General features: G+C 72.4%; 23 protein-coding genes. 12 read left to right on the forward strand and 11 right to left on the reverse strand.

What is annotated here, in order from left to right:
* Window positions 1-116: 116 nt before the first annotated feature.
* On the forward strand, window positions 117-698 hold the full coding sequence (locus AC07AW_RS05930; RefSeq protein ID WP_351185086.1) for a sigma-70 family RNA polymerase sigma factor: 582 nt from the start codon (window positions 117-119) through the stop codon (window positions 696-698).
* Window positions 695-1,939, forward strand: a complete 1,245-nt coding sequence (locus AC07AW_RS05935; RefSeq protein ID WP_478814220.1) for a maleylpyruvate isomerase N-terminal domain-containing protein — start codon at window positions 695-697, stop codon at window positions 1,937-1,939. Before AC07AW_RS05930 ends, AC07AW_RS05935 begins: the two co-directional genes overlap by 4 nt.
* A 373-nt stretch (window positions 1,940-2,312) precedes the next feature.
* On the opposite strand, the gene purU is transcribed toward AC07AW_RS05935, so the two are convergent.
* Both purU and AC07AW_RS05945 read right to left on the reverse strand, forming a co-directional pair.
* Window positions 2,313-3,164 carry a formyltetrahydrofolate deformylase gene (purU, locus tag AC07AW_RS05940; RefSeq protein WP_478814221.1) on the reverse strand — a complete coding sequence of 284 codons (852 nt, stop codon included), beginning with the start codon at window positions 3,162-3,164 and terminating at the stop codon, window positions 2,313-2,315.
* Window positions 3,165-3,223: 59 nt separating this feature from the next.
* The gene (locus AC07AW_RS05945) at window positions 3,224-3,667 is read right to left on the reverse strand and encodes an SCO4402 family protein (protein ID WP_478814222.1); all 444 of its coding nucleotides are present in this window, start codon (window positions 3,665-3,667) and stop codon (window positions 3,224-3,226) included.
* Window positions 3,668-3,858: 191 nt separating this feature from the next.
* Here AC07AW_RS05945 and AC07AW_RS05950 point away from each other — a divergent pair, with 191 nt between their 5' ends.
* Window positions 3,859-5,139, forward strand: a complete 1,281-nt coding sequence (locus AC07AW_RS05950; protein WP_478814223.1) for an ABC transporter substrate-binding protein — start codon at window positions 3,859-3,861, stop codon at window positions 5,137-5,139.
* 54 nt (window positions 5,140-5,193) lie between these two features.
* On the opposite strand, the gene AC07AW_RS05955 is transcribed toward AC07AW_RS05950, so the two are convergent.
* Window positions 5,194-6,612 carry a hypothetical protein gene (locus AC07AW_RS05955; RefSeq protein WP_478814224.1) on the reverse strand — a complete coding sequence of 473 codons (1,419 nt, stop codon included), beginning with the start codon at window positions 6,610-6,612 and terminating at the stop codon, window positions 5,194-5,196.
* A gap of 130 nt (window positions 6,613-6,742) precedes the next feature.
* Complete coding sequence (locus tag AC07AW_RS05960) at window positions 6,743-8,125, reverse strand: transcriptional regulator (RefSeq protein WP_478814225.1); 1,383 nt, start codon at window positions 8,123-8,125, stop codon at window positions 6,743-6,745.
* Between the two features lie 281 nt (window positions 8,126-8,406).
* Here AC07AW_RS05960 and AC07AW_RS05965 point away from each other — a divergent pair, with 281 nt between their 5' ends.
* The 3 genes from AC07AW_RS05965 (at window position 8,407) to AC07AW_RS05975 (ending at window position 11,643) form a co-directional block, all read left to right on the forward strand.
* On the forward strand, window positions 8,407-9,072 hold the full coding sequence (locus tag AC07AW_RS05965) for a bifunctional DNA primase/polymerase (protein WP_478814226.1): 666 nt from the start codon (window positions 8,407-8,409) through the stop codon (window positions 9,070-9,072).
* Between the two features lie 76 nt (window positions 9,073-9,148).
* On the forward strand, window positions 9,149-10,009 hold the full coding sequence (locus AC07AW_RS05970; protein WP_478814227.1) for an ABC transporter ATP-binding protein: 861 nt from the start codon (window positions 9,149-9,151) through the stop codon (window positions 10,007-10,009).
* A complete protein-coding gene (locus AC07AW_RS05975) occupies window positions 10,006-11,643 on the forward strand; it encodes a transporter (RefSeq protein WP_478814228.1) in 1,638 nt (545 codons plus the stop codon). The genes AC07AW_RS05970 and AC07AW_RS05975 overlap by 4 nt, the downstream gene beginning before the upstream one ends.
* Here AC07AW_RS05975 and AC07AW_RS05980 read toward each other — a convergent pair.
* The gene (locus AC07AW_RS05980) at window positions 11,630-12,694 is read right to left on the reverse strand and encodes an aminoglycoside phosphotransferase family protein (protein ID WP_478814229.1); all 1,065 of its coding nucleotides are present in this window, start codon (window positions 12,692-12,694) and stop codon (window positions 11,630-11,632) included. The two genes, AC07AW_RS05975 and AC07AW_RS05980, sit on opposite strands and share 14 nt — an antisense overlap.
* Window positions 12,695-12,822: 128 nt before the next feature.
* Between AC07AW_RS05980 and AC07AW_RS05985 the strand changes: the two genes are divergently transcribed.
* The 4 genes from AC07AW_RS05985 (at window position 12,823) to AC07AW_RS06000 (ending at window position 15,325) form a co-directional block, all read left to right on the forward strand.
* Window positions 12,823-13,368, forward strand: a complete 546-nt coding sequence (locus tag AC07AW_RS05985) for a GNAT family N-acetyltransferase (protein ID WP_478814230.1) — start codon at window positions 12,823-12,825, stop codon at window positions 13,366-13,368.
* A gap of 23 nt (window positions 13,369-13,391) precedes the next feature.
* Complete coding sequence (locus tag AC07AW_RS05990) at window positions 13,392-13,904, forward strand: SMI1/KNR4 family protein (RefSeq protein WP_478814231.1); 513 nt, start codon at window positions 13,392-13,394, stop codon at window positions 13,902-13,904.
* Window positions 13,905-14,202: 298 nt separating this feature from the next.
* Window positions 14,203-14,748, forward strand: a complete 546-nt coding sequence (locus tag AC07AW_RS05995) for a hypothetical protein (protein ID WP_478814232.1) — start codon at window positions 14,203-14,205, stop codon at window positions 14,746-14,748.
* 148 nt (window positions 14,749-14,896) lie between these two features.
* The gene (locus AC07AW_RS06000) at window positions 14,897-15,325 is read left to right on the forward strand and encodes an SgcJ/EcaC family oxidoreductase (RefSeq protein WP_478814233.1); all 429 of its coding nucleotides are present in this window, start codon (window positions 14,897-14,899) and stop codon (window positions 15,323-15,325) included.
* A 23-nt stretch (window positions 15,326-15,348) separates the two neighbouring features.
* On the opposite strand, the gene AC07AW_RS06005 is transcribed toward AC07AW_RS06000, so the two are convergent.
* From AC07AW_RS06005 to AC07AW_RS06015, 3 genes are all read right to left on the reverse strand, one after another.
* Window positions 15,349-16,380 carry a sigma-70 family RNA polymerase sigma factor gene (locus AC07AW_RS06005; protein WP_478814234.1) on the reverse strand — a complete coding sequence of 344 codons (1,032 nt, stop codon included), beginning with the start codon at window positions 16,378-16,380 and terminating at the stop codon, window positions 15,349-15,351.
* A gap of 40 nt (window positions 16,381-16,420) precedes the next feature.
* On the reverse strand, window positions 16,421-17,350 hold the full coding sequence (locus AC07AW_RS06010; protein WP_478814235.1) for a hypothetical protein: 930 nt from the start codon (window positions 17,348-17,350) through the stop codon (window positions 16,421-16,423).
* Between the two features lie 159 nt (window positions 17,351-17,509).
* Window positions 17,510-17,920 (reverse strand): hypothetical protein, encoded by a 411-nt coding sequence (locus AC07AW_RS06015; protein WP_478814236.1) that lies wholly within the window; start codon window positions 17,918-17,920, stop codon window positions 17,510-17,512.
* Between the two features lie 81 nt (window positions 17,921-18,001).
* Between AC07AW_RS06015 and AC07AW_RS06020 the strand changes: the two genes are divergently transcribed.
* Both AC07AW_RS06020 and AC07AW_RS06025 read left to right on the forward strand, forming a co-directional pair.
* Entirely contained in the window at window positions 18,002-18,820 is an 819-nt protein-coding gene (locus AC07AW_RS06020; RefSeq protein ID WP_478814237.1) for a helix-turn-helix domain-containing protein, read from the forward strand.
* On the forward strand, window positions 18,817-18,990 hold the full coding sequence (locus AC07AW_RS06025; protein ID WP_478814238.1) for a DUF397 domain-containing protein: 174 nt from the start codon (window positions 18,817-18,819) through the stop codon (window positions 18,988-18,990). Before AC07AW_RS06020 ends, AC07AW_RS06025 begins: the two co-directional genes overlap by 4 nt.
* Window positions 18,991-19,045: 55 nt before the next feature.
* On the opposite strand, the gene AC07AW_RS06030 is transcribed toward AC07AW_RS06025, so the two are convergent.
* The 3 genes from AC07AW_RS06030 to AC07AW_RS06040 form a co-directional block, all read right to left on the reverse strand.
* A complete protein-coding gene (locus tag AC07AW_RS06030) occupies window positions 19,046-20,269 on the reverse strand; it encodes a peptidase inhibitor family I36 protein (RefSeq protein ID WP_478814239.1) in 1,224 nt (407 codons plus the stop codon).
* Between the two features lie 129 nt (window positions 20,270-20,398).
* The gene (locus AC07AW_RS06035) at window positions 20,399-21,355 is read right to left on the reverse strand and encodes an alpha/beta fold hydrolase (protein ID WP_478814240.1); all 957 of its coding nucleotides are present in this window, start codon (window positions 21,353-21,355) and stop codon (window positions 20,399-20,401) included.
* A gap of 711 nt (window positions 21,356-22,066) precedes the next feature.
* Window positions 22,067-22,756 (reverse strand): iron-dependent transcriptional repressor DtxR, encoded by a 690-nt coding sequence (locus AC07AW_RS06040; protein ID WP_362570237.1) that lies wholly within the window; start codon window positions 22,754-22,756, stop codon window positions 22,067-22,069.
* Between the last annotated feature and the right edge of the window lie 60 nt (window positions 22,757-22,816).

Here is a 22,816-nt window from a genome sequence, read left to right on the forward strand (position 1 = left end):
CAGGGATGACGCTTTCCTTACCATCCGCGTCCGCGTCAAGGGCGCACTTGCGGCAAACAGGAGTGCGTTGTCCGAGCGGCGCATTACTTTGGAGGAGAACCGGGACGGAGGCCCTCATGGCGATGGACACACCACCGCGCTGGGACCGCAGAATGCAGCAGCGGCTGGCGCGCGGGGAGGCCGCCGCCCTCGGCGAGTTCTACGACCGGTTCGCCGCCCTCGTCCACAGCCTCGCCCACCGGGTCCTCGACGACGACGCGGCGGCCGACCAGGTCACCCGCGAGGTCTTCGGCTACATCTGGGAGAACCCCGACTCCTACGACCCGAAGCAGGGCAACATGCGCTCGTGGGTCGCCAAGCTGACCCAGCGGCAGGCCGTGCACCGGCTGCGGCAGGCCGAGACCCTGGCGTACGCGGAGACGGGCCTCGGCTCCGCCGAGGAGCTGGAGCAGAAGGTCCACCGGGCCTCGGTCGCCGCCCGCGCCGACTACATCGTGACCTCCATGCCCGCCCCGCTGCGAGCCGCACTCGAACTGGCGTACTTCCAGCGGCGCGACTACCGGCAGACCGCCGCCGACCTCGGCGTCACCGAGGACGAGGCCCGCCGGCGCCTCCGGCTCGGACTCCAGCTGCTCTCCTCCGCGAACACCCGACCGCTCGAAGGGTCCTCGCCGCCCGGCTACGGACGGACGCCGTGACCGGGGCGAACGACGACGCGGACGACGTCGCACGCGCCCCCTGGATACCGGGACCGCGCCTGTCGGCCGACGACCACGCGGACCTGACGGCACGGCTGCCGGAGGCGGCGGAGCCGGAGGTGGAGGAACCGGAGGTACCGGTCCTCACCCACAACGTGCTCAAGTCCCTGCTCGGGGCCTGGGCGCTTTCGGCGTGCTCCACCGGCGAGACCAAGGCCGTCGAGAACCACCTCACCGCATGCGCGCCCTGCGCCGACGAGGCCCTCCGGCTCCGCGACGCCGTCGCGCTCCTCCACGAGGACCGGGACCTGGACCTCGACCCGCTGCTCCGCTCCCGGGTCCTGGAGAACTGCCTGGGCCGCCGCCCCGCCCGTATCCCCGTCCCCGACTGGGTCACGCCGTACGACGCGGAGACCGCCCGGCTCGACGCGCTCCTCCGGGACATCGGCGAGTCCGAGTGGCACACGCCGGTACGGCTCAAGTGGTACGAGGAGGACCACGTGGTGCGCCGCAAGGCGACCGTCGCGTCGGTCATCGGCCACCTCCTGGCGGTGGACGGCCTGGTGTCGGCGGCGCTCGGCCTGGACGACCCGCTGGGCGCGGGGGTCCCGGAGCTCTCCCCGACGGAGCGCACGGAAGCGTTCTGGTCGGCACTGGACCGGCCTCCGAACCGGTCCCTGCGGGGGCCGTGGCGGGACCAGTCGCACACGCTGATCCGGACGGTCGCCTTCGCGGGGAGGGGCGTGGCGGACCTGACGGTGAGCTACAAGGACTTCGCCCTCCCCCTCCGCGACTCCCTCCTGGAGCGGGCCTTCGAGTGCTGGCTGCACGCGGACGACATCGCGACGGCGGTGGCCTACCCGTACGCGCCGCCCAGCGGGGCGCACCTGCACGGGATGATCGACCTCGCGGCGCGGCAGCTGCCGGCGGCCCTCGCCGACCGCCGCCGCACGGGCCTGGCCGGCCCCGCCAAGGAGCTCGTCGCGGCGGGCGCGCCGGGCCGCTCGCTCCACCTGGAGGTGGAGGGCGCGGGCGGCGGCCACTGGTACATCTCCCTGGACTCGCCGGCGGCGCTCGGCTCACCGGAACGGGCGGTGGCGCAGGTGGCGATGGACGGGGTCGAGTTCTGCCAGCTGGTGGCGGGGCACATCACGCCGGAGGAGGCGGCGGCGGGTCAGGACGGCGACCGGGAGGCGATCCGGGACGTGCTGTCGGCGGCGGCGTCCTTGAGCAGGCTGTAGGCCGCCGGGCTGGGCGGCGCCCACCGCCGTGCGGGCCCGCGCCCGCGCTGGGCGGTGCCCCCGCCCACCCCCGTGTGGGGCCCGCGCCCGCGCTGGGCGGTGCCCCCGCCCACCTCCGTGTGGGCAATCGTCCCGCAGGGCGGGACGGGTGGGCACACGGGACGGCGCCCTCAGCGGCGCCTCCGCCTTCCGCGCCTGGACCCGCACCACCAGCGACGGTGCACATCGTGGTGCGGGTCAGGGCGCGGAAGCCTCTGGCGCCGGCAGGGCGCGGGTCCGTTGTGCCCACCCGTTCCGCCCCAGCGGAACGAATGCCCACAACGGGGGTGGGCACCGCCCCGGCGGAACGCATGCCCACAACGGGGGCGGACCCTTACGCGAAGACCACCGTGCGGCGGCCGTTCAGGAGGATTCGGCGTTCCGCGTGCCACTTGACCGCCCGTGCGAGCGCCTGGCATTCGACGTCGCGACCGATCGCCACCAGCTGGTCCGGGGTCACCTCGTGCCCCACCCGCTCGACCTCCTGCTCGATGATCGGGCCCTCGTCGAGGTCGGCCGTCACGTAGTGCGCGGTCGCGCCGATGAGCTTCACGCCGCGCGCGTGCGCCTGGTGGTAGGGCTTGGCGCCCTTGAAGCTGGGGAGGAAGGAGTGGTGGATGTTGATGATCCGGCCGGAGAGCTGCTTGCACAGGTCGTCCGACAGGACCTGCATGTAGCGGGCGAGGACGACCAGCTCGACGTTCTCCGAGTGGACGAGGTCCAGGAGTTCCGCCTCGGCGTCGGCCTTCGTCTCCTTCGTCACGGGGATGTGCCGGAACGGGATCCCGTACGAGCCCACCAGCTCCTCGAAGTCCCGGTGGTTGGAGACGACCGCGACGATCTCGACCGGCAGCGCCCCGATCCGGGACCGGAACAGCAGGTCGTTCAGGCAGTGGCCGAACTTCGAGACCATGAGCACGACCCGCATCGGCTGGTCGGCGCGGTTGATCTGCCAGTCCATCGCGTAGGCGTCGCCGACGGCGGCGAAGCTCGCCCGGAGTTTGTCGACCGTCACCGGGGCCTCGGCCGAGAAGTGGACCCGCATGAAGAAGAGGCCGGTGTCGCGGTCTCCGAACTGCTGGCTGTCCTCGATGTTGCAGCCGGTGATGAAGAGATAGCTCGACACGGCGTGCACGATGCCCTGCTTGTCGGGGCACGAGAGGGTGAGGACGTACTGGTCGGTCATCCCGTCAGCCTGCCACAAGCGCCCCGCCGGGAGGATCGCCGTCCGGCAGGCGGAACGCCTCAGGACCGCGTCATGATACGGAGCACGTCGAGGGAGCGCGGGGGCGTGTCGGGGTCCTCGCCGTCGGCCTGGGCGAGGCGGACGTGGGCCTCGCGGGCGGCGCGTACGGCCTCCGGCCAGCCCGGGTGCTGCATGTACACGGAGACGGGGGCGTCCGGGCCCACCTGGTGCATGATCCGCAGCACCCGGAGGACGGCGACGTCGACGAGGGTGGCCTCGCCGGAGTCCCGGAAGATCGAGCCCACGTACTTCTCGGCGGACCAGCTGTCGAGCCAGGTGTCCTCGACGAGGCGGTAGACGGCGTCGGTGACGTCGCCGTACCCGTCCTGGCCGGCCAGCCAGGTCGTCTCGTGGAATCCGGGGTCGGAGAGCATGTGCAGCGCCGAGCGCACGTTGCTGCGCCAGCGCCACCAGGGCATGTCGTTGAGCGGCATGCCGCCCATGGTGGAGGAGCGACGGCCGCGACGGGAAGAGTTAACCGAACCGGAGACTGGACTGGACACGTTTCGATCGTACGTTCCCTTGTCCGGTAAGCGGACTCGCCCCCTCCTCATGCGGCCGCCGCCCCCGTAATTCACCTTCGCGTCACCCACCGTTGAACCGCGCTCACTCCCGCGTTACCCGTGGGGCGGAAATGTGCATGCCCATGACCGGTAGGCGACTGACCTCACTCCTCGCGTACGTCACGACCGCGGCGACCGGAGCGTCGCTGCTCACCGGGTGTGGCGTGCTCCCTGGGGCCACGGGGGGCTCCAGGGAGCCCGTCACGGTGATGACCTGGGCTCCCGACCAGACCCGAGCGACCAACATGCCCGGAATGCCCGCAATGGCACAGACCTTCGCCCGTTGGGTCAACTCCCAGGGCGGCATCAACGGGCACGAACTGCGCGTCCTCACCTGCAACGAGCAGAACACCAGCGCCGGCGCCGCCGCCTGCGCCCGCCGGGCCGTCCACGAGAAGGCGGTCGCCGTCGTCGGCTCGTACAGCCAGAACGGCCGCGCCTTCATGGCCCCCCTGGAAGCCGCGGACATCCCGTACATCGGCGGCTACGGCATCGCGGAGGACGAGTTCACGAGCACGCTCTCGTACCCCGTCAACGGCGGGGTGGCCTCGCTCGTCGCCGGGCACGGCATGCAGCTCGCCGACTCCTGCGAGAAGGTCTCCCTCGTCCGCCCCGACACCACCGCCGGGGACAAGCTCCCCGACTTCCTCAACTCCGGCCTGCGCAACGCGAGTCACCGGAGCGCCGTCGACATCCCGGCCCTGGAGGACGCCGCCGAGTACACCGAGCAGGCGGGCCGCGCCCGCACCCGGGCCGGCGGCGAGAAGGGCTGCGTGACCGCCGTCCTCGGCGAGCGCACCCAGACCTTCTTCGACTCCTTCCGCCGGCTCCCCGCGCAGCAGGAGGAGGCGAAGAAGCGCGACGCCGTCCGCATCTCCTCGGTCCTCGGCAGCGTCGACCAGCCCGTCATCGACCGCACCGGCGGCCCCCACAGCCCCTTCGAGGGCGCGTTCGTCACCGGCTGGTACCCGGCGGCGGGCGACAAGAGCTGGGCGCCGATGCGCAAGGTCATCCAGGAGCACGCCTTCGCCGACAACCGGGTCGACCCGGCCGACACCGGCGTGCAGACCACCTGGATCGCGTACACGGTCCTCAAGGAGGTGATCGAGTCCCTCGACGAGGACACGATCACGGCCGGCCAGATCACCCGCGCCCTCGACCGGGGCGAGCGGATCGACACCGGCGGCCTCACGCCCAGCCTGCGCTGGAAGTACGAGGACCTGCTCGGCGCCCCCGGCTTCACCCGGATCGTCAACCACGAGGTGACGTTCCAGGTGGTGCGCGAGGGACGGCTCGTGGCGCAGAAGCCCGGTTTCGTCGACGTCGGCGAGACCGTCCTCAGCGCCCCGTAAGCCGGCTCAGGCCTGAGTCTGCTCAGGCCTGGTTCTGCTCAGGCCGAAGCCTGCTCAGAGCTGCGTCCAGCTCCGCTTCTCGAGTCCGTACTTCACGGCGGTCGGGTTCCACAGCCCGGCCGCCGTCTTCTTGGCGGCGCTCGCCTCACCGCTCTTCGCGTCGCCCGCGGCCTTCTGGCTGGTCGAGCGGGCGTGGCCGCCCTTGCAGGCCTTCTTGTTCTTCATCTGGTCGGCCCAGGCCGCGTAGTGGTCGTCGGCGGCGGCCGAGGCCTGCCAGGCCTTGGTGAGCGCCGCCGTCAGCGCCGCGTTGTCCGGGATCTTGTCGACCGACAGCGCCTCGAGCTTGGTGATCAGCCCGCGGCGCTGCTCGGCGGCGCCCCGCAGATCGGTCGCGGCCTTGTCGAGGTTCTTGCACTGGTTGATGGACGCGACCGAGCTGATCACCGTCTCACGGCTGCTGCTGCTGGTCGCGAGCAGCTTGCTGAGCTCCTGCGCCTGCGGCTCCGCCGGGTCGGCCGGCTTCTCCGAGGGCTCCGCCGAGGCGGACGGCGCGGCGGAGCTCGCCGCCACGTTCTGGCCGCCCCCCTTGGGGTCCTTCTCCTCGTCCCCGCCGCTGAGCAGCGCCCCGGCGCCGAGGCCGACGACCGCGCAGCCGATCACGACGGCGGCGATCAGCGCGAGCGGCGACTTGCGGCGCGGCGCGGGCTCGTCGTCGTAGTAGGCGTCCTCGTAGCCGTACTGCTGCTGCGGGGGCTGCGGCGGCTGGTGGTGGTGGTGCTGGGTCTGCTGCTGGTACGGGGCGGGGCCGGGCTGCTGGAAGCCCTGGGGCGGCCGCGGGGCCTCCGTACGGAACAGGTTGTCGAACTCGGCGGGCGGCTGCCGCTCACCGGGCGTCTCCGCCGGTACGGGGGCCATGTACTGGGTCGCGTCCGAGGCGCCGGCGGGACCGGGCCCCTGGTGCGCGAGCGGGCCCGTGCCGAGGAACTGGGTGTCGGAGCCCCCGCCCTGCTGCGGCGGCATCGGGGCGATGAACTGGGTCGCGTCGGAGGCGCCGGCCGGCGGCGGGTAGCCGTACCCCTGCTGCTGCGGGGCGGCCGGAGCGCCGGGGCCGGGGTAGCCGTACCCCGGCTGCGGGGCGGCCTGCGCGGGCGGCATCCCGCCCGGCTGCGGCGGCATCCCCTGCACCGGCGGCATCCCGCCGGGGACCGGCGCGATGTGCTGGGTCGCCTGCATGTCGGCGGCGGCCGGGGCACCGGGGCCCGGGTAGCCGTAGCCGGGCTGCGGCGCGGCCTGCTGCGGCGGTATCGGCGGCAGGTACTGGGTGGACTGCATGTCGGCGGCGCCCTGCGGCGCCTCCGGGGGCAGCGGCTGCGCGGGCGGCAGCGGCTGCCCGCCCTGCTGACCAGCGGGACCCCAGGCGCCGCCCCACGGCTGACCGCCGCCATGCTCCGGACCCTGTCCGTTCTGCGTCACCGGGACTCCCACTGATGGACCAACCTACGGAATCGTCGGCTCACGCTACCGGGTGCCGACTGGGCTCCGCACACACGTGTGAGACCGGTTACACAACCCGTTGACGAAACGCCCCCGGGCGTCCACGTCCCTAGGCGGCATACAGCTCCATCCGCGCGCCGAACTCCCGCACCACCGGCTCCCCCGCGTACGGCTCCAGGCGCTCCCTCAGATCGTCCAGGTACTCCGCGCCCCGCGACGACCGCAGCGTGCCGAGCAGTTCGAGCGCCTGCGTGCCCGTCCGGCAGGCCTGCTCCACCTCCCGCTGCTGGACCTGCGCCGAGGCGAGCAGCGCGAGGCCGATCGCGCGCCGCCGCGCCCGTGTCTCCGGGTGCCCGGCGATGGACTCCTCGGCCGCCCGCGCCGCCGCCTCCGCCTGCCCCAGGTCCCGGTGGCAGTGCGCGAGTTCGTCGGCGAGGTAGGCCGCGTCGAAGTGGGCGATCCACGCCGGGTCGTCGCCCGCCTCCGGATCGGCCTGGTCGAGCGCTCGTACGGCGCGGCCCGCCGCCGCCTCGAAGGCCCGCGCGTCGCCCATCAGCGCGTGGCCGCGCGCCTCCGCCGCGAGGAACATCGCCTCCGCGCGCGGCGGCACCTTCCCGCGCGCGCCCTCCTGGGCCGCCCGCGCCAACTGGGCGATCTCCCGCGGGTTGCCGAGCTGCGCGGCGAGGTGGCTCATCGAGGCGGCGAGGACATAGCCGCCGTACCCCCGGTCCCCCGCCGCCTGCGCGAGCCGCAGCGCCTGGATGTAGTACCGCTGCGCGAGCCCCGGTTCGCCGGTGTCCACCGCCATGTACCCGGCGAGCTCGGTCAGTCGGGAGACCGCCGCGAACAGCTGCCGGCCGACCGCCTCCCGGTACGAGCCCGACAGCATCCCCGACACCACGCTGTTGAGGTAGTGCACGACCACCGGCCGCACATGGCCGCTGCCGAAGCGCCGGTCGAGGTCGACGAGCGCGGCCGTCATCTCCCGTACGGCCGCCACGTCCGCGACCCCGACACGGGCCCCCGCCATCCGCGCCACGTGCGCGTCGGGCCCTGTGATCAGCCAGTCCCTGCTGGGCTCGACGAGCGCGGAGGCCGCGACGGTCGAACCGTTCAGGAAGTCCCGGCGCCCCACGTCGCTGCGCCACAGCTCGCAGACCTGCTCGATCGCCCCGGGCACGGTCGGCGCGAACTGGAGCCCCACCCCGGCGGCGAGGTTCCGGCCGTTGGCCATGCCGACCTCGTCGATCGTGACCGTACGGCCCAGCTTGCGGCCCAGCGCCTCCGCGATGATCCCGGGCGCCCGGCCGCGCGGCTGCTGACCGCGCAGCCAGCGCGCCACGGACGTCTTGTCGTAGCGCAGGTCGAGGCCGCGCTCCGCGCCGACCATGTTGACCCTGCGGGCGAGGCCGGCGTTGGAGCAGCCGGCCTCCTGGATGAGCGCCTGGAGCCGTTCGTTGAGCTGACGCGGAACGAGTGGCCTGGCTGCCATGAGTACCCCCTGAGGCCGTGCGGTGATCACAAGAGAACTGATCAATGCCCGGCGAATATGCGGTCAATGCAGATGTGAACACGCGAAACCGGACACGTCGGCCGCGACCCTGCCGCCGGCGCCCCCCACCTGTCCGTACCCACCCCCCGCTCCCCGGCCCTCCGCGCGCCCCCGCCAGTGCACCCATGCGCCCCGCGTGCAGGATCGATGCGTCAACACACCCTCCGTCACGCCCGTAACCCCAGGTGGCGGGGGAAGTTGTGCTCACCGTGGAAGAGACCATGGGAGTCACGGAAGCCGCACAGATCCCCAAGCAGCGGGGCGAGCAGCTGCTGGACAGCGCCGTGCGGTACGCGGAAGAGCGGCACTGGGACGTGTTTCCCGGGACCTGGCTGGAAGTCGTCGAGGGCAAGGAGCGCTGCTCCTGCGGCGCGGACGCGTGCGCCGTGCCCGGCGGTCACGCGGTCAGGCCGGACTGGTCGACCCAGGCGACCGGCAGCGGCGTCGGGGCGCGGCGGATGTGGTCGAAGACCCCGAAGGCCTCGATCCTGCTGCCGACCGGCCGTACCTTCGACGCGATCGAGGTGCCGGAGACGGCCGGCTTCCTGGCGCTCGCCCGCATGGAGCGCATGGAGCTGACGCTCGGCCCCGTGACCTGCACCCCGGACCGCCGGATGTACTTCTTCGTGCTGCCCGGCGCCGCCACCAAGGTGCCGGACCTGGTCCGCAAGCTCGGCTGGGCCCCGGCCTCCATCGACCTCGTCACGCGCGGCGAGGGCCACTACGTGGCGGCCCCGCCCACCCGGATCGGCGGCTTCGGCGCGGTGCAGTGGGCGCGGCGCCCCACCCCGGCGAACCGCTGGCTGCCGGACGCGGAGGAGCTGGTCAGCGCCCTCGCGTACGCGTGTGGCCGGGAAGCGGCGGAGGCGAGGGGCCGCGCGCAATGACCCGGCGGCCTGGCGCGGCCCGGTCGTAGGGTGGCCCCCGTAAGTAGTACGGGGACCATCGAAGGGTTGACGGACCATGCCTGACCAGGCATTTGACGGAGCGTTCGACACGGCGGGCGCCGCACCGGGGGACGGTGCGGTGCCCGCCGTGCGTGTCGAGGGGCTGTGGAAGCGTTTCGGACAGCAGATCGCGGTGAACGGGATCGATCTCGTCCTGCCCGCCGGACGGTTCATCGGGCTCGTGGGGCCCAACGGCGCGGGCAAGACCACGACCCTGTCCATGATCACCGGCCTGCTGCGGCCCGACCACGGGCGGATCCTCGTCGCCGGGCACGACGTGTGGGCCGACCCGGAGTCGGTCGCGCAGGTCAAGGCACGCATCGGCATCCTGCCGGAGGGCCTGCGGCTCTTCGAGCGCCTCTCGGGCCGTGAACTCCTCGCCTACAGCGGCCGGCTCCGCGGTCTGCCCGGCGCCGAGGTCGACAAGCGGGCCGCGCAGCTCCTCGACGTCCTCGACCTGACCGGCTCGCAGAACAAGCTGGTCGTCGACTACTCGACCGGCATGCGGAAGAAGATCGGCCTCGCCGCCGCGCTCCTCCACAACCCCGAGGTCCTCTTCCTCGACGAACCCTTCGAGGGCGTCGACCCGGTCTCCGCGCAGACCATCCGCGGCGTCCTGGAGCGGTACACCTCCTCCGGCGCGACCGTCGTCTTCTCCAGCCACGTCATGGAGCTCGTCGAGTCGCTCTGCGACTGGGTCGCCGTCATGGCGGGCGGCCAGATCCGGGCGCAGGGCCCGCTGGCCGAGGTGCGGGGCTCGGCGTCCTCGCTCCAGGAGGCGTTCCTGGAGCTCGTCGGCGCGAACGGCCGGGCGGCGGCCGGGGACTCGCTGGACTGGCTGGGCGGCGGGGCGGGCACGGGCGGTACGCAGCGATGAGCGCCGTCACCTCCGCCGTACCGGCGACCAGCGCGCCCGTACCGTCCCTCACGTCCGTCTTCGTACGGCTCAAGCTGTCGCTGCTGCGGAACGGGCTGCGGCAGTCCAGCGGGCGGACCGCCGCGTACATCGCCTCGATCGTCTTCGGCAGCTTCCTCGTCATCGCCCTGCTCCTGGCCTTCGTGCTGCTGCGGGGCAACGCGGACGCCGACACCGTCGCGGTCCTCGTCACCGGGGTCCTCGCGCTGGCCTGGACGTTCATGCCGCTGTTCATCCCGAGCGGCGACGAGACCCTCGACCCCTCGCGGCTCGTGATGCTGCCGCTGCGGCCCCGGCCGCTGGTCCGGGCGCTGCTCGTGGCCTCCCTCGTGGGCGTCGGGCCCGTCCTCACCTTCCTGCTGGTCCTGGGCGCGGCCCTGGCCGTCGCCCACGGCGCGGCCGGCACCGTCCTCGCCGTCCTCGCCGTCCCGCTCGCGGCGGTGACGTGCGTGGCCCTGTCCCGGGCCGTCGCCGCCGCCAACGTCCGGCTCCTCACCTCCCGCAAGGGCCGCGACCTGGCCCTGCTGAGCGGCCTGGTCATCGCGGTCGGCATGCAGTTCGTGAACTTCGGCGCCCAGCGCCTCAGCCAGGCCGGCGGCCTGGAGTCCCTCGAACCGGCCACGGCCGTCGTCGGCTGGCTGCCGCCGGCCGCCGCGATCGGCGCGGTCGACGCCGCGAGCCAGGGCGACTACGCGGTGGCCGCAGCCCGTCTGCTGCTCACGGCGGCCACCCTCGCGGGCCTCCTGTACTGGTGGCAGCGGAGCCTGGTACGGCTGATGGTCGAGCCGGACGGCTCCACGATCGGCGCGGCCTCCGACGCGAAGGCCGGCGAGAAGGGCGGTACGGGGCTGCTCGCCCGGATCCTGCCGGCCGGGCGCACCGGCACCGTCATGGAGCGCACCCTGCGGTACATCTGGCGCGACCCGAAGACGAAGGCGGCCTGGGTGACCTCGCTCGCCGTCGGTCTGATCGTGCCTCTCTTCAACGCCATCCAGGGCGGAGGCTCCGTCTACTTCGCCTGCTTCGCCGCCGGCATGCTCGGCATGCAGATGTACAACCAGTTCGGCCAGGACGGCTCGGCGTTCTGGATGGTCGCGCAGACCATCTCGTCGCCCGCCGACGCCTACGCCGAACTCCGGGCGCGGGCCCTGGCCATGCTCTCGGTCACCGTCCCCTTCACGATGCTCACCACGGCGGTGACGGCCGGCATCCTCGGCGCGTGGGCGCAGCTCCCGCAGGCCTTCGGGCTCGCGTTCGGCCTGCTCGGCGCGATGGTCGGTACGGGCGCGGTGACCTCGGCGAGCTTCCCGTACTCGATCCCCCAGGACAGCGGCTACAAGAACGTCGCGCCGGGGCAGGGCGGTCTGGCCTGGCTGTCGATCATGGGCGGCATGATCACCGCCGGTGTGCTGTGCTCCCCGCTCATCGCCGCGACGATCTACTTCCACGTCTCCGACCGGCATTCCCTGCTGTGGCTGATCCTCCCCGCCGGCACGCTCTACGGCGCGCTGCTCGTCCTCGCGGGCCTCAAGCTGGCGGCCCCGCGCACGGCGAAGCGGCTGCCGGAGATCCTGGCGTCGGTCAGCAAGGGGTAGCCCGGGGCGCGGCATCCGCGAGCACGCGCGCGAGGGCGGCGCGGCCGGCCGGACCCCAGGTCGGCTTCCCGCCCGGGAGGCCGCGGTCGCCGGCGCGGCCGATGTCGATGAGACCGGCGGCCCGGAGCAGGGCCCAGCCCCGGGCCCGGCGGACGGTGGCCTCGTCCACGCGCGCGTGGGTCTTGTCGGGGCGGTGGGTCTCTTCGGGGCGGTGGGTCTTGTCGGAGCCGTGGGTCTTGTTGGGACCGTGGGTCTCGTCGGAACCGGCTACGCGCGCGTGGGGCTCTTCGGGGCCCTCCACGCGCGCGTGGCCGTCCTCGCCCCCGTACGCCCGGAAGAACCGTCCCGCCGCGCCCTCCGGCAGCAGCAGCCACGCGGCCGAGAGGTCCGTCGCCGGGTCGCCCGCGCAGAGTTCGCCGAAGTCGAGCACACCGGCGAGGGTGCCGTCCGCGACGACGACGTTCGCGGGGTGCAGGTCCCCGTGCAGCCACACCGGCGGGCCCTGCGGGCCGGGGGCCGCCAGGGCGTCCTGCCACACCCGTCGTACGTCCTCCGGGTCGGCGAACTCCGCCAGGAGCGGGAAGCCCGCCTCGAACCCCGCCACGAACTCCGCGAGGGGAACGCCCCGGTCCGGGTTGGCGGGAGCCTCCTCGGGCGCCTCGCGGTGCAGCGCCCGCAGGAAACGCCCGAGGGCCTCCGCCGCGTGGTCGCCGCGCGTGACCGGCACGACGTCGCTCGGCTCGCCCGGGACCCAGCGGGCGACCGCCCAGGTCCGCGGGAAGCGCGCGGACGGCTCCCCGGTGCGTACGGGGGCGGGCACGGGCAGCGGGAGCAGCGGCGCCAGGGCCGGCAGCCAGCGGTACTCCTTGCGCAGCAGGCCCGGGGCCCGTTCGGTACGGGGCATCCGTACCGCCAACTCGTCGCCGAGCCGCCACATCTGGTTGTCCCAGCCGCCCGGCACCCGCTGGAGCGGCAACTCCGCCAGGTCCGGGTGCTGGTCGCGGAGCAGCGCCCGCACAAGCCCCTCGTCGCATTCCATGGCGTCCCCCATGATGACTCTCCGTCCGATCGTCGACCGGCTTGGAGCGTACGCATCGCACGGCTGCGGACGCCGGAACCTGCGCCCGTACCCACCGAAATCCCTTTGCCCGGGTGATCGGTGCGGAGGATCCTCCGGGCATGAACCCTTCACCTGAGACAGTCATCGAGGTCGACGGCGGGCTCGTGCTCCGCGCGTTCGAGGGCGAGGCGGACCTTCCGGAGTTCTTCCGGGTCGTCGACGAGTCGCTGGAGCACCTGCGCCCGTGGATGCCGTGGGTCGCCGAGCACGGCAGCGGGGAGACCGCCCGCTTCCTGGCGACCCGGGCGGACCTGTGGGCGAGCGGAGAGGCGTACAGCTACGCGATCGTGCTCGACGGGGCGGTCGTCGGCTCCTGCGGGCTGCATCGGCACGAGGACACGCCGGACGGCACGGTCGAGCTCGGCTACTGGCTGCACCCGGCGGCAACCGGACGGGGCCTCGCGACGCGCGCCTCGCGGGCGCTCGTCGAGCAGGCGTTCCGCCTCCCCGGTGTCACTGCCGTCGAGGTCGTCCACGACGTCGCCAACCACGCCAGCGCCGCCGTCCCCTCCCGCCTCGGCTTCACCGCCCACCTCCGCCGCCCGCACGAGCCCACGGCCCCGGCGGAGACGGGCGAGGACCAGGTGTGGCGCCTGAGCCGGTGAACGGCGTTCCCTACGATGCGCGGGTGGCGCGATTCGACGAGGTGAAGACGGCGTTCTGGGGCGAGGGCCGGTACGGGGTCCAGGCGCCGCTGACCGACACGGCCGTCCGGGACGCGGAGGCCCGTCTCGGCGTCCGCCTGCCGGCGCCGCTGCTTGAGCTCCTACGGCTCCGCAACGGCGGTGACGTGGCGGAGTCGTGGAACGCGTACCCCACGGCCGTACCGACCTCGTGGAGCGACGGCCACGTCCCGTTCGACGTGCTGATGGGCATCGGCGAGGCCGACGGCCACCATCTGTCGATCGTCGACTCGGCCTACCTGATCGAGGAGTGGGACCTGCCGTCCCCCTGCGTCCTGCTCTCCGGCGACGGTCATACGTGGATCGCGCTCGACTACCGGGCGTGCGGGGCGGACGGGGAGCCGTCCGTCACGTGGTTCGACGCGGACGACGCGTCCGAGCTGCCCCTGGCCCGGGACTTCCGGACGTTCGTCGAGGGGCTGAGGGCGGCGACGTCGTTCGACGACGGCGAGGGCTGAGGGCCGCCCGCACCCGTTGGCGCAACCTTCCTGGCGGTGCCGGAGTCTGAAGGGAAAACACCTGCCGTGGAAGCAAGCGCCACTGTGGACGACGTTCTGGTGAGGGCAGTCACATGGGTCGCTCGCGGTGTGGGCCTCGCCGTTGATCTCCTCAATCTCCGCGAGGGATTCGTCAAGCTCCGCCACGACGTCCGCAAGGCCCGCAGGGCGCGCGGCCAGGACCCGCGCGGACAGCTGTGAGGGCTCCTCGGTCACCGCACCCGCCTGCTCGCGGGAAAGATCTGACAGGGAGACGGCGTTGCCGATACGTAAGAGAACGGGCCTCCTGCTCGCGGTCGTCCTGACGGCCGGGGGCCTCACCGGCTGCTCGGCCGTCACGGGCGGCCTGGACGTCAAGGGCTGCGCGGGCAGCGACGAGCGGGTGGAGCGGCTCGGGGCGCTCGCGATCCTCGGCTCCGGGCCCGAGGAAGCCACGTTCGCCAAGGGGTACGAGAAGGTCGACGCGGGCTGCTGGGCGGACAGCGGGGACGCGTGGGTGTACGCCAACCGCACCTACGCCTTCCCCGGCACCCCGGCCGACGTGATCCGGTACTACCGGACGGCGGCCGCCCGCGACGGCTGGCGACCCGGCCCGTGGTCTGCCTCGGACCCCGTGGCGGCTATCGACCTGTGCTTCACCCGGAACGTGGACGGAACCCCGACGGTCCTGAACATCTACTCCCTCGACCCCGAGAAGCACGCGACGGAGGGCGACTCGCTTCCGCCCGAACTCACCACCGGCTCGGGCTTCCGCGTCGCGGCGACGGCGGACGCCTGGGGAGAGCCGACCGACTGCGAGAGCTGAGGGCTGATGGACGGGCCTGCCGAAGCCGCAGCGGCTGCGGCTCGCCTGAAATCCGCGCTCCAGGTGCGATGAGTTCCGGCAGTCGGCTCGGTAGGTACTCGTGGGCCCGTCGAAGGGCCCGCGAACGCAGACCGACGAGGAGCAGACCATGAACACCGACCAGGCCGTGACCGTCAACGAGTCCCGAGAGGCCGACGAGGCCGCCATCCACGCCGTGCTGGCGGGCGTCTACCAGGCGTGGGACGCCGGAGACGCCGATGCCTTCGTCGCCGAGTACACCGAGGACGCCAGCGCGATCCTGCCCGGCAGCTACCGCGGCAGCCGGGAGGAGATCCGCCAGACCATGGCCGGCGGCTTCGCGAGCTACCTGAAGGGCTCGACGACCACCAACCGGATCGACCAGCTCCGCTTCCTCGGCGCCGACGCCGCCGTCGTGGTCAGCGAGACCGGCATCCTCTTCCCCGGCGAGACCGAGGTGCCCGCCGACCGCATCGCCCACGCGACCTGGGTGCTGGAGCGGCGCGACCGCGGTTGGCTGGTCGCGGCCTACCACAACAGCCCGGCCAACGCGGGCTGATCAGCGCCCTCGGGTTGGCGCCCTCAGTCCTGAAGCCGGGGCGCCAACCCGAACGCCGCGAACACCTCGGCATCCTGGAACACCGAGTTACGACTGATCCCGTCGGCCGTGACCGTGAACACCTGCAGCGTGTGCATCTCGTACGACCCACTCGCCCCGCGCACGTAGGCAGCGACCGCCGGCTGCCCGTTCGCCGACACGGACAGCAGCCGCCAGTCGGTACCGGCCTTGGCGAAGACCCACTCCATGAACAGGCCGTAGGCCTCCCGGCCGACGAACCAGTTGACCACGGGCGGCATCTCCATCAGCACGTCGTCGGTCAGCAGTTGCTTGAGCGCGGCCACATCGGCCTTCAGGAACGCCTCCACGTACCGGTCGACCATCGCGCGCCGCTCCGCCTCGGGCGGCTCCTCGATCCGCGCCTCGGACACTCCGGCCTCGCCGAGCCGGGCGCGTGCCCGCTGCAGCGCGCTGTTCACGGCTGCCGTCGTGGTGTCGAGGATCTGCGCCGTCTCGGCGGCCGAGAACTCGAGCACCTCACGCAGGATCAGCGCCGCACGCTGGCGGGCCGAGAGCACCTGCATCGCGGCGACGAAGGCGAGCCGCAGGCTGCCCCGGGCGACCAGCGCCGCCGCGGGATCGGCATCCGAGATCCGCGCGTCCGGGAACGGTTGCAGCCAGGCGATGTCCGCGCCGGACACCAGCGGCCCGGTGGGATCGCTCGGCTCGACCAAGCCGGACGGCAGCGGTCGGCGGCTGCGGCCGTCCAGCGCGGTCAGGCACGCGTTCGTCGCGATCCGGTACAGCCAGGTCCGGACCGAGGCCTTGCCCTCGTCGTACTGCTCCCGCGCGCGCCAGGCCCGCAGATAGGTCTCCTGGACCAGGTCCTCGGCGTCGTGCACCGAGCCGAGCATCCGGTAGCAGTGAGCGAGGAGTTCCGACCGGTAGGGGTCGATCCGCCGGCCGAACTCCTGCGTCGTCGCGCCTGCCAACCTGGCACCCCTCTCGATGGACGTGACGGAGCCGACCCTAGGGGGTGGCTCCGTCCCAGACACCTCGGGCGCCGCACTGGTGGGCCACCCGCGGAGTACGGACCTAACCAGCGGCCTCGGCCACCACCTGCTCGACGCGAGTCCGCCAGGAGGCGCCTGCGGCGGGCTCCCGGAGCCGGACTCCGTGGGCCTGCCGCGCCAGTTCCATGCGGCAGCCGCCGCAGTGCGTCTCGTCGCCGACCGGCCGGAAGACGTGCTCGTCACCGAACCCCTCGCAGGTGACCAGGCCCGGCCGCGGGGCTTCGGCCGGGCGCTCCTGGGGCGTCGGAGGCAGCAGCGGGACCGGGAGCTTCTCCGTCAGGCGGTGGCGCAGGAACCCGACCGCCGAACGGACGCCGTTACGCGGCAGATGGGCCGTCAGGGCGTGCCTGAGGTCCGCGACGGACACCCCACGCCGCAGCCACTCCGCCGCAGCCTCGGCCAGACCACGGGCCTCCCTGACGCCGAGCAGCAGATCCCGGTTCTGATGCCGGAGCGACAGCAACAGGCGTTCGGCCTCGACGACTTCGGGGGTGTCGTCGACAGCGGACTCCGGCTCCGGCTCCGGCTCCGGCTCCGCTTCCGGCCTCGGCGCCGGCTCTTTGGTGGGTGGGTGGGGAGAAGTCTTCTCTCCGTCTTTGTCTTTCGGAGAAGAGGCCACCGGCTTCCGGCTCTCTGTCGAACCGACCGCCCGTTCCCGCACACTCGGCGACTCGGTCGGCACCCCGTCCCTGATCCCGTTCGCCTCGTCACGCGTCAGGGTGACATTGGAGATCAGCTGCTCGGTGATCCAGTGCCCGCGCCGACTCTGCCACCGCCACTCGTGGAGGTACCCGTTCTGGACCAGGCACTCCTTGGCCCGGTGGTACGCCCGGGGCTTCATCCCCAGGTCCGCCGCGTGCTCGCCGAGCGGCTTGTACGACACGGAGGCGGGGAGGCTCTGGACGTACATCAGGAGGATCTTCGCGTCACTGTTCAGACGCGGATGACGCACGACACCGTTCGAAACCTTGGTGAAGGACTGAACGGGAGCGATAGCATGCCGAAGCATTTCTGGTGGACCTCTGACTTCCACTGGAGTGAAGGTCCCCGGGTCACTGGTGTTGGCGCACCACCGGGGGCCGCTCCGTTTTTACGGAGCGTGATGATGCGATCACCGTAGCGCACACTTCACCGTGTGATGCAACAACTCCGGCTCCACGAACGGATCTTCGATTGTCGGCCGCGACCTCCAGTCCAGCGGCCAGGTCACCCCGTGCAGCGCCGGAATCCCTACGAACGCCTCGCCCCGCCCGTTCCGGCTCAGCGCCCGCGCCGGAGCCGGCCACGCGTGCGCGGCGGCGGTCTGCGGCGGCAACAGGAAGTAGTGGTTCTTCTCCCCTGTCGCCTCACGGACGATCGGCCCCGCCTGGAAGTCCGTGAACGCCATGAGGCGGTACGCCACGTCCTCACCGAGGAACCCCCCGATCCGTACGGCGTCGAAGTGCACCCCGGCGTGACGGAGGGCGTGACCGGAAGCGGGCACCCAAGAGGGCACGCTGTCAAGCGACTTGCGCAGATTCATGCGGCCAGCTTGGCGACCGTGGTCTCCTGTGACCAGCGACGCAGTCCGGTTGTGCAGGACTGTGCACTCGGGAGGTCGGGTGTGAACAACGAGAACAAGAAGGGTCAGGGGGCCTCGAAGGCCTTCGGCGCGCTTCTGCGGTTCTACCGGGAGCGGGCCGGGGTATCGCAGGAGGCCCTGGGCAAGGAGACCGGTTATTCCAAGTCCCAGGTGGCCATGATCGAGCGCGGCCAGCGACGCCCGAGGGGCCGGTTCGTCGAGATCGCGGACCCGTTCTTAGGTGCACAAGGTGCACTTCTGGAGGTCGCGGAGCAGCTGACGGCAAGCGGTGTTGCCGCCTGGTTCGAGGACTACTTGGAAGAGGAGACCAAGGCGGCAGGGATTCACTGGTACGAGACGCATCTGATCCCGGGGTTGCTCCAGACCCCTGAGTACGCGCGGGCCGTCTTCCACTGCGCGGTACCGGCTCTGGAGGACGAGGACATAGAGGCCGGCGTCGCCGCGCGTATCAAGCGGCAGGAGCTGTACTTCCGTAAGCCTGCACCGGTCGTGACCTTCGTCCTGGAGAAGGCCGCGCTCACCAAGCCGATCGGCGGACAGGACGTCCTCCGCAAGAACCTGCTGTACGTACGCGAGTGCGCCGACCTGCGGAACGTCACCGTTCAGTTGATGCCTGAGGACCGGTGGAATCACGCCGGGCTCAACGGGCCGTTCATCCTGCTTGAGACCGAAGAGCGCCGCAATCAAATCGTCTATGTCGAGGGACAGGGCGGCAGGTACTTTCTCAGCGAACAGCCCGACGTGGGGGACTGCTTCGCCCGCTACAGCGCACTGCGGGCGCAGGCCCACACGCCGGAGGATTCCGTACGACTCATCGAACAGGTGGCACGAGAGCTATGAGCACCGACCTCAACTGGTTCAAGAGCAGTTACAGCGGCGATCAGGGGGGCGCCTGCGTCGAGGTCGCCTCCTGCCCCGACGCCGTCCACGTCCGTGACTCCAAGGACACCGCCCTCCCCTCCTTCGAGGTCTCCCCCGCCGCCTGGGACTCCTTCGTCGCGGCGCTGTGAACGCCGAGGGCCTCCACCCCCGGCCGGGGGTGGAGGCCCTCGTCAAGCTCGCCGGTCAGAACGCGCCGTTCAGGCCCCACCAGTTGCCGTCCTCCGGCACGCCCGCGTTCAGCGCGCCCGTGCCCTTGCCCGTGTACAGGACCAGGCAGCCCACGCCCCGGCAGCCCTCACCCGAGTAGCTGCTGGTGGTGATCGTCGCCAGGTCGTTGCGGCCGTCCGCGCCGAAGTCGCCGACCGCGAGGAACGAGGCCATGACGTTCCAGCCGCCGGAGCCGATCAGGACGCGCGAGCCGACGCCGCCCGTGGCGGTGCCCGGGTAGAACCACAGCTTGCCTGTGGAGCCCTCGCGGGCGATCAGGTCGGCCCGGCCGTCGCCGTTCATGTCGCCCGGTGCGACCAGCGCGTTCATCGCGTTCCAGCCGCCGCTGCCGATCAGCTTCCGCGCGCCGATGCCGGTGCTGGTGCCCGGGTACAGCCACAGCTTGCCCGTGGACTTCTCGACGGCGAGGAGGTCCGAGCGGCTGTCGCCGGTCAGGTTGCCGAAGGCGGTGATCTGGTTCATGCCGTTCCAGCCGCCGGAGCCGATCAGCTTCCGCGTGCCGACGGCGCCGGTGCCCGTGCCCGGGTACAGCCACAGCTTGCCCGTGGAGGCCTCGCGGGCGATGACGTCCTCGCGGCCGTCGCCGGTGAAGTCGCCGTGGCGGCTGAGGGCGTTCATGGCGTTCCAGCCGCCCGAGCCGATCAGGCGGCCGGTGTTGTCACCCGGCAGGAACCACAGGCGGCCTGCCTTGTCGCGGACGATGACGTCCGACGTCTTGTCGGCGTTCATGTCGCCGAAGCCCGCCGCGTTGGGGGCGGCGTACGCGTGCCACTCCGGGTACGCGGGCAGGACGCACTCGCGCTCGGTGGGGACGAACTTCAGCGAGCTGACGGTGTTGCTGCCCGGACCTCCCCACTCGGAGCCCGACGGGCTCGGGTCGATCACGGTCGCGCCCGTGGAGTCGCCGTAGTTCGGGTCGTCGTACAGGCAGGCGATCTTGTTCGTGCGGTTCACGACCGAGCGGAACGTGTTGTCCCAGGTCCCGAGCGTCGCCGTGTTCACGTTCGTCTTGTACATCGTGCCGGTGCCGTTGTCGGTCTTCCAGGCACAGAAGTAGCCGGACGGGCAGTCGCTGACGGCGGCCTGCGCCGGCGCCACGCCCGCGCCGAGGAGGCCGAGCGAGGTGAGCCCCAGCGTCGTGGCCACCGTGGCCACGCGCCGCAGCATGGAATTGCGCATGTGGTTTCCCTCCAACCGGCGCGGAGGCGTGCTGCTCGACGCGCCGTGGCAGGGACCGTACCGTGCCGGTTCTCCCGCGTCACCGCTGGGGCCCCGTTTCCGGAATGCCTGCTTCCCGGGGCCTCCGCGTCAGGGCGTGAGCACCCCGTTGAGGAAGGGCTCCACGGCCTCGCTCCAGGCCTCCGGGTGGGTGTAGTGGAGGAGGTGGCCGGCGTCGGGGATCTCCGCGTACGCCCCGTGGGGCAGGACCCGGACCATCTCCTGGGCCTCGGCGCGGCCCAGCTCGCCGTCGAGGCCGCGGACGACGAGGGTGGGGCAGCGGACCTGGGCGAGGGAGTCCCAGTGGGCGTCGTGGACCCAGGTCTCGCGGGAGGTCAGCATCTGCTCCGGGTCGAAGACCGGGCGCCAGCCGTCGGGGTGCTCGGCCATCACCTCGGCGAAGAACGCGCCCCGCGCCGGGTTCGGGGTCTCCACCCAGGGGTCCTCGTCGCCGAACCAGCGGTGGACCGCCTCCAGGGACGGGAAGGGCGCGGGCCAGCCGCGGAACCAGTCCTGCCAGGCGCGCTGCGAGGCCGCTCCGAGGGCCGAGGCGCGCATGTCGCAGATGACGAGGGCGCGGACGAGGTCGGGGCGCTCGGCGGCCAGCTGCCAGGCGGTCAGGGCGCCCATGGAGTGGCCGACGAGGGTGACGGGGCCGAGTCCGAGCTGCTCGACGACGGCGGCGGCGTCCGCCACGTACGCCTCGCGTGTGAAGGGACCGCCGGCGGGCTTCTCGCTCGCGCCGTGCCCGCGCTGGTCGAGGGCGACGATCCGATGACCGCCGGTGAGGCGCCGGACGGCGGGGGCCCAGTGTCCTGCGTGCCCCATCAGGCCGTGGAGCAGTAACACCCCGGGGCGGGCGGGAGCGTGCGGGCCGGGGGCCTGCGGGGCTCGTGCGGGGCGGGGGACGGGCCGGCCGCCGGGGCGCCCCGTGGTGTCCGGGCCGGGCTGCGGGACGATCCCCGGCCCGCCGCCGGGCCCGGCCGTGTGGTCCCAGGCCGCCAGCCGGACGCCGTCGGCCCCGGTGACGTCGAGTCGTCGCGCCATGGATCCGGCACCCCCTCTTTTCCGTCGAACCTCGCCAGACTATCGAACTCGCATTCGAAAATGCGCTCCTGCCGCGCAACACCCCTCGTTCGAGTGACAGGGCTCAAGGATTGACGCGCGCTGCCGAGGGGAGATCTTGAGCGGGAGGCGGACCGCTCGGGGAAAAACGGTCCGAGGGGAATGACCTTGAGAGCTCGGGGCTCCAGGTCAGCACAGGGGAGGACAGGCCCCGGCGCCGGAAGGCGCCGGGGCCCTCTGTCGTCCGCGGTCCGCGATCCCGTGCCGTCCGTAGCCCTCATGGCCCCACCCCCGCACCCGCTCCAGGCCCCGCTCCCACCAGCGTGGCACGGCAAGGGCGTGGGCGTGGCGATTCCGGCGTAAAACGGGGCGCGCGACGGTTCGTTGACCCGCCGAGGCCGAGCCGATACGGGTTCGTGACCCCGCCCCGTACAACCAACACCCCGGACCGGGGATCCATCTGGTCATGCTCACCGGATCGAGGGCGGCAACGCCTACGCCACCAGCGCCTTCCTCACCGCCCTGAACAACGCCCTGCCCGAAGAACGGGACCCGGCCGGCATCGCCCTCGGCATCCTCGCGCTCGGCCCGTGGGGAGTCCTCGCCCCGTACCTCTGATACGTGACGGGGCGCCCCGCCGGTCACTCACAGGACCGGCGGGGCGCCCCCGTCACGTACGGACGACGCGCGGACTCAGCGCTTCGCGACGAACACGTGCGCCGCGACCTCCGCGTCCAGCTCCGCCGCCTCGCCGCTGCTGCCCACCAGGACACCGCCCGGCGACTCCGACACCGACACCACCGAGCCGGGCTGCACGCCCGCCCTCCGCAGCGTGTACATCAACTGGGCGTCCGTCTGGATCGGCTCGCCGATCCGGCGCACGATCACCGTCTTGCCGCCGCTCGCGTCCAGGTCGGCGAGGGACACCATCGAGTCGTCCAGGAAGGCCTCGGCCTCCGCCTTCTCGCCCAGCTCCTCCAGACCCGGGATCGGGTTCCCGTACGGCGACTCCGTCGGGTGCCGCAGCAGCTCCAGGACCCGCCGCTCCACGGCCTCGCTCATCACGTGCTCCCAGCGGCAGGCCTCGGCGTGGACCTGCTCCCACTCCAGGCCGATCACGTCCACGAGCAGACACTCGGCGAGCCGGTGCTTGCGCATCACCCGGGTGGCGAGACGACGGCCCTCGTCCGTGAGCTCCAGATGGCGGTCGCTCGCCACGGCCACCAGGCCGTCGCGCTCCATCCGGGCCACTGTCTGGCTCACCGTCGGGCCGCTCTGGTCGAGCCGCTCGGCGATGCGGGCACGCATCGGGACCACACCCTCCTCCTCAAGCTCGAGGATGGTGCGGAGATACATCTCCGTTGTGTCGATCAGTCCGGACATACGTGCCCCTCGATGAGTCGTGCGCTGGCCCTGCACCAATTCTTGCGCATCGGACCGACA

Source organism: Streptomyces sp. NPDC044003 (assembly GCF_056435185.1).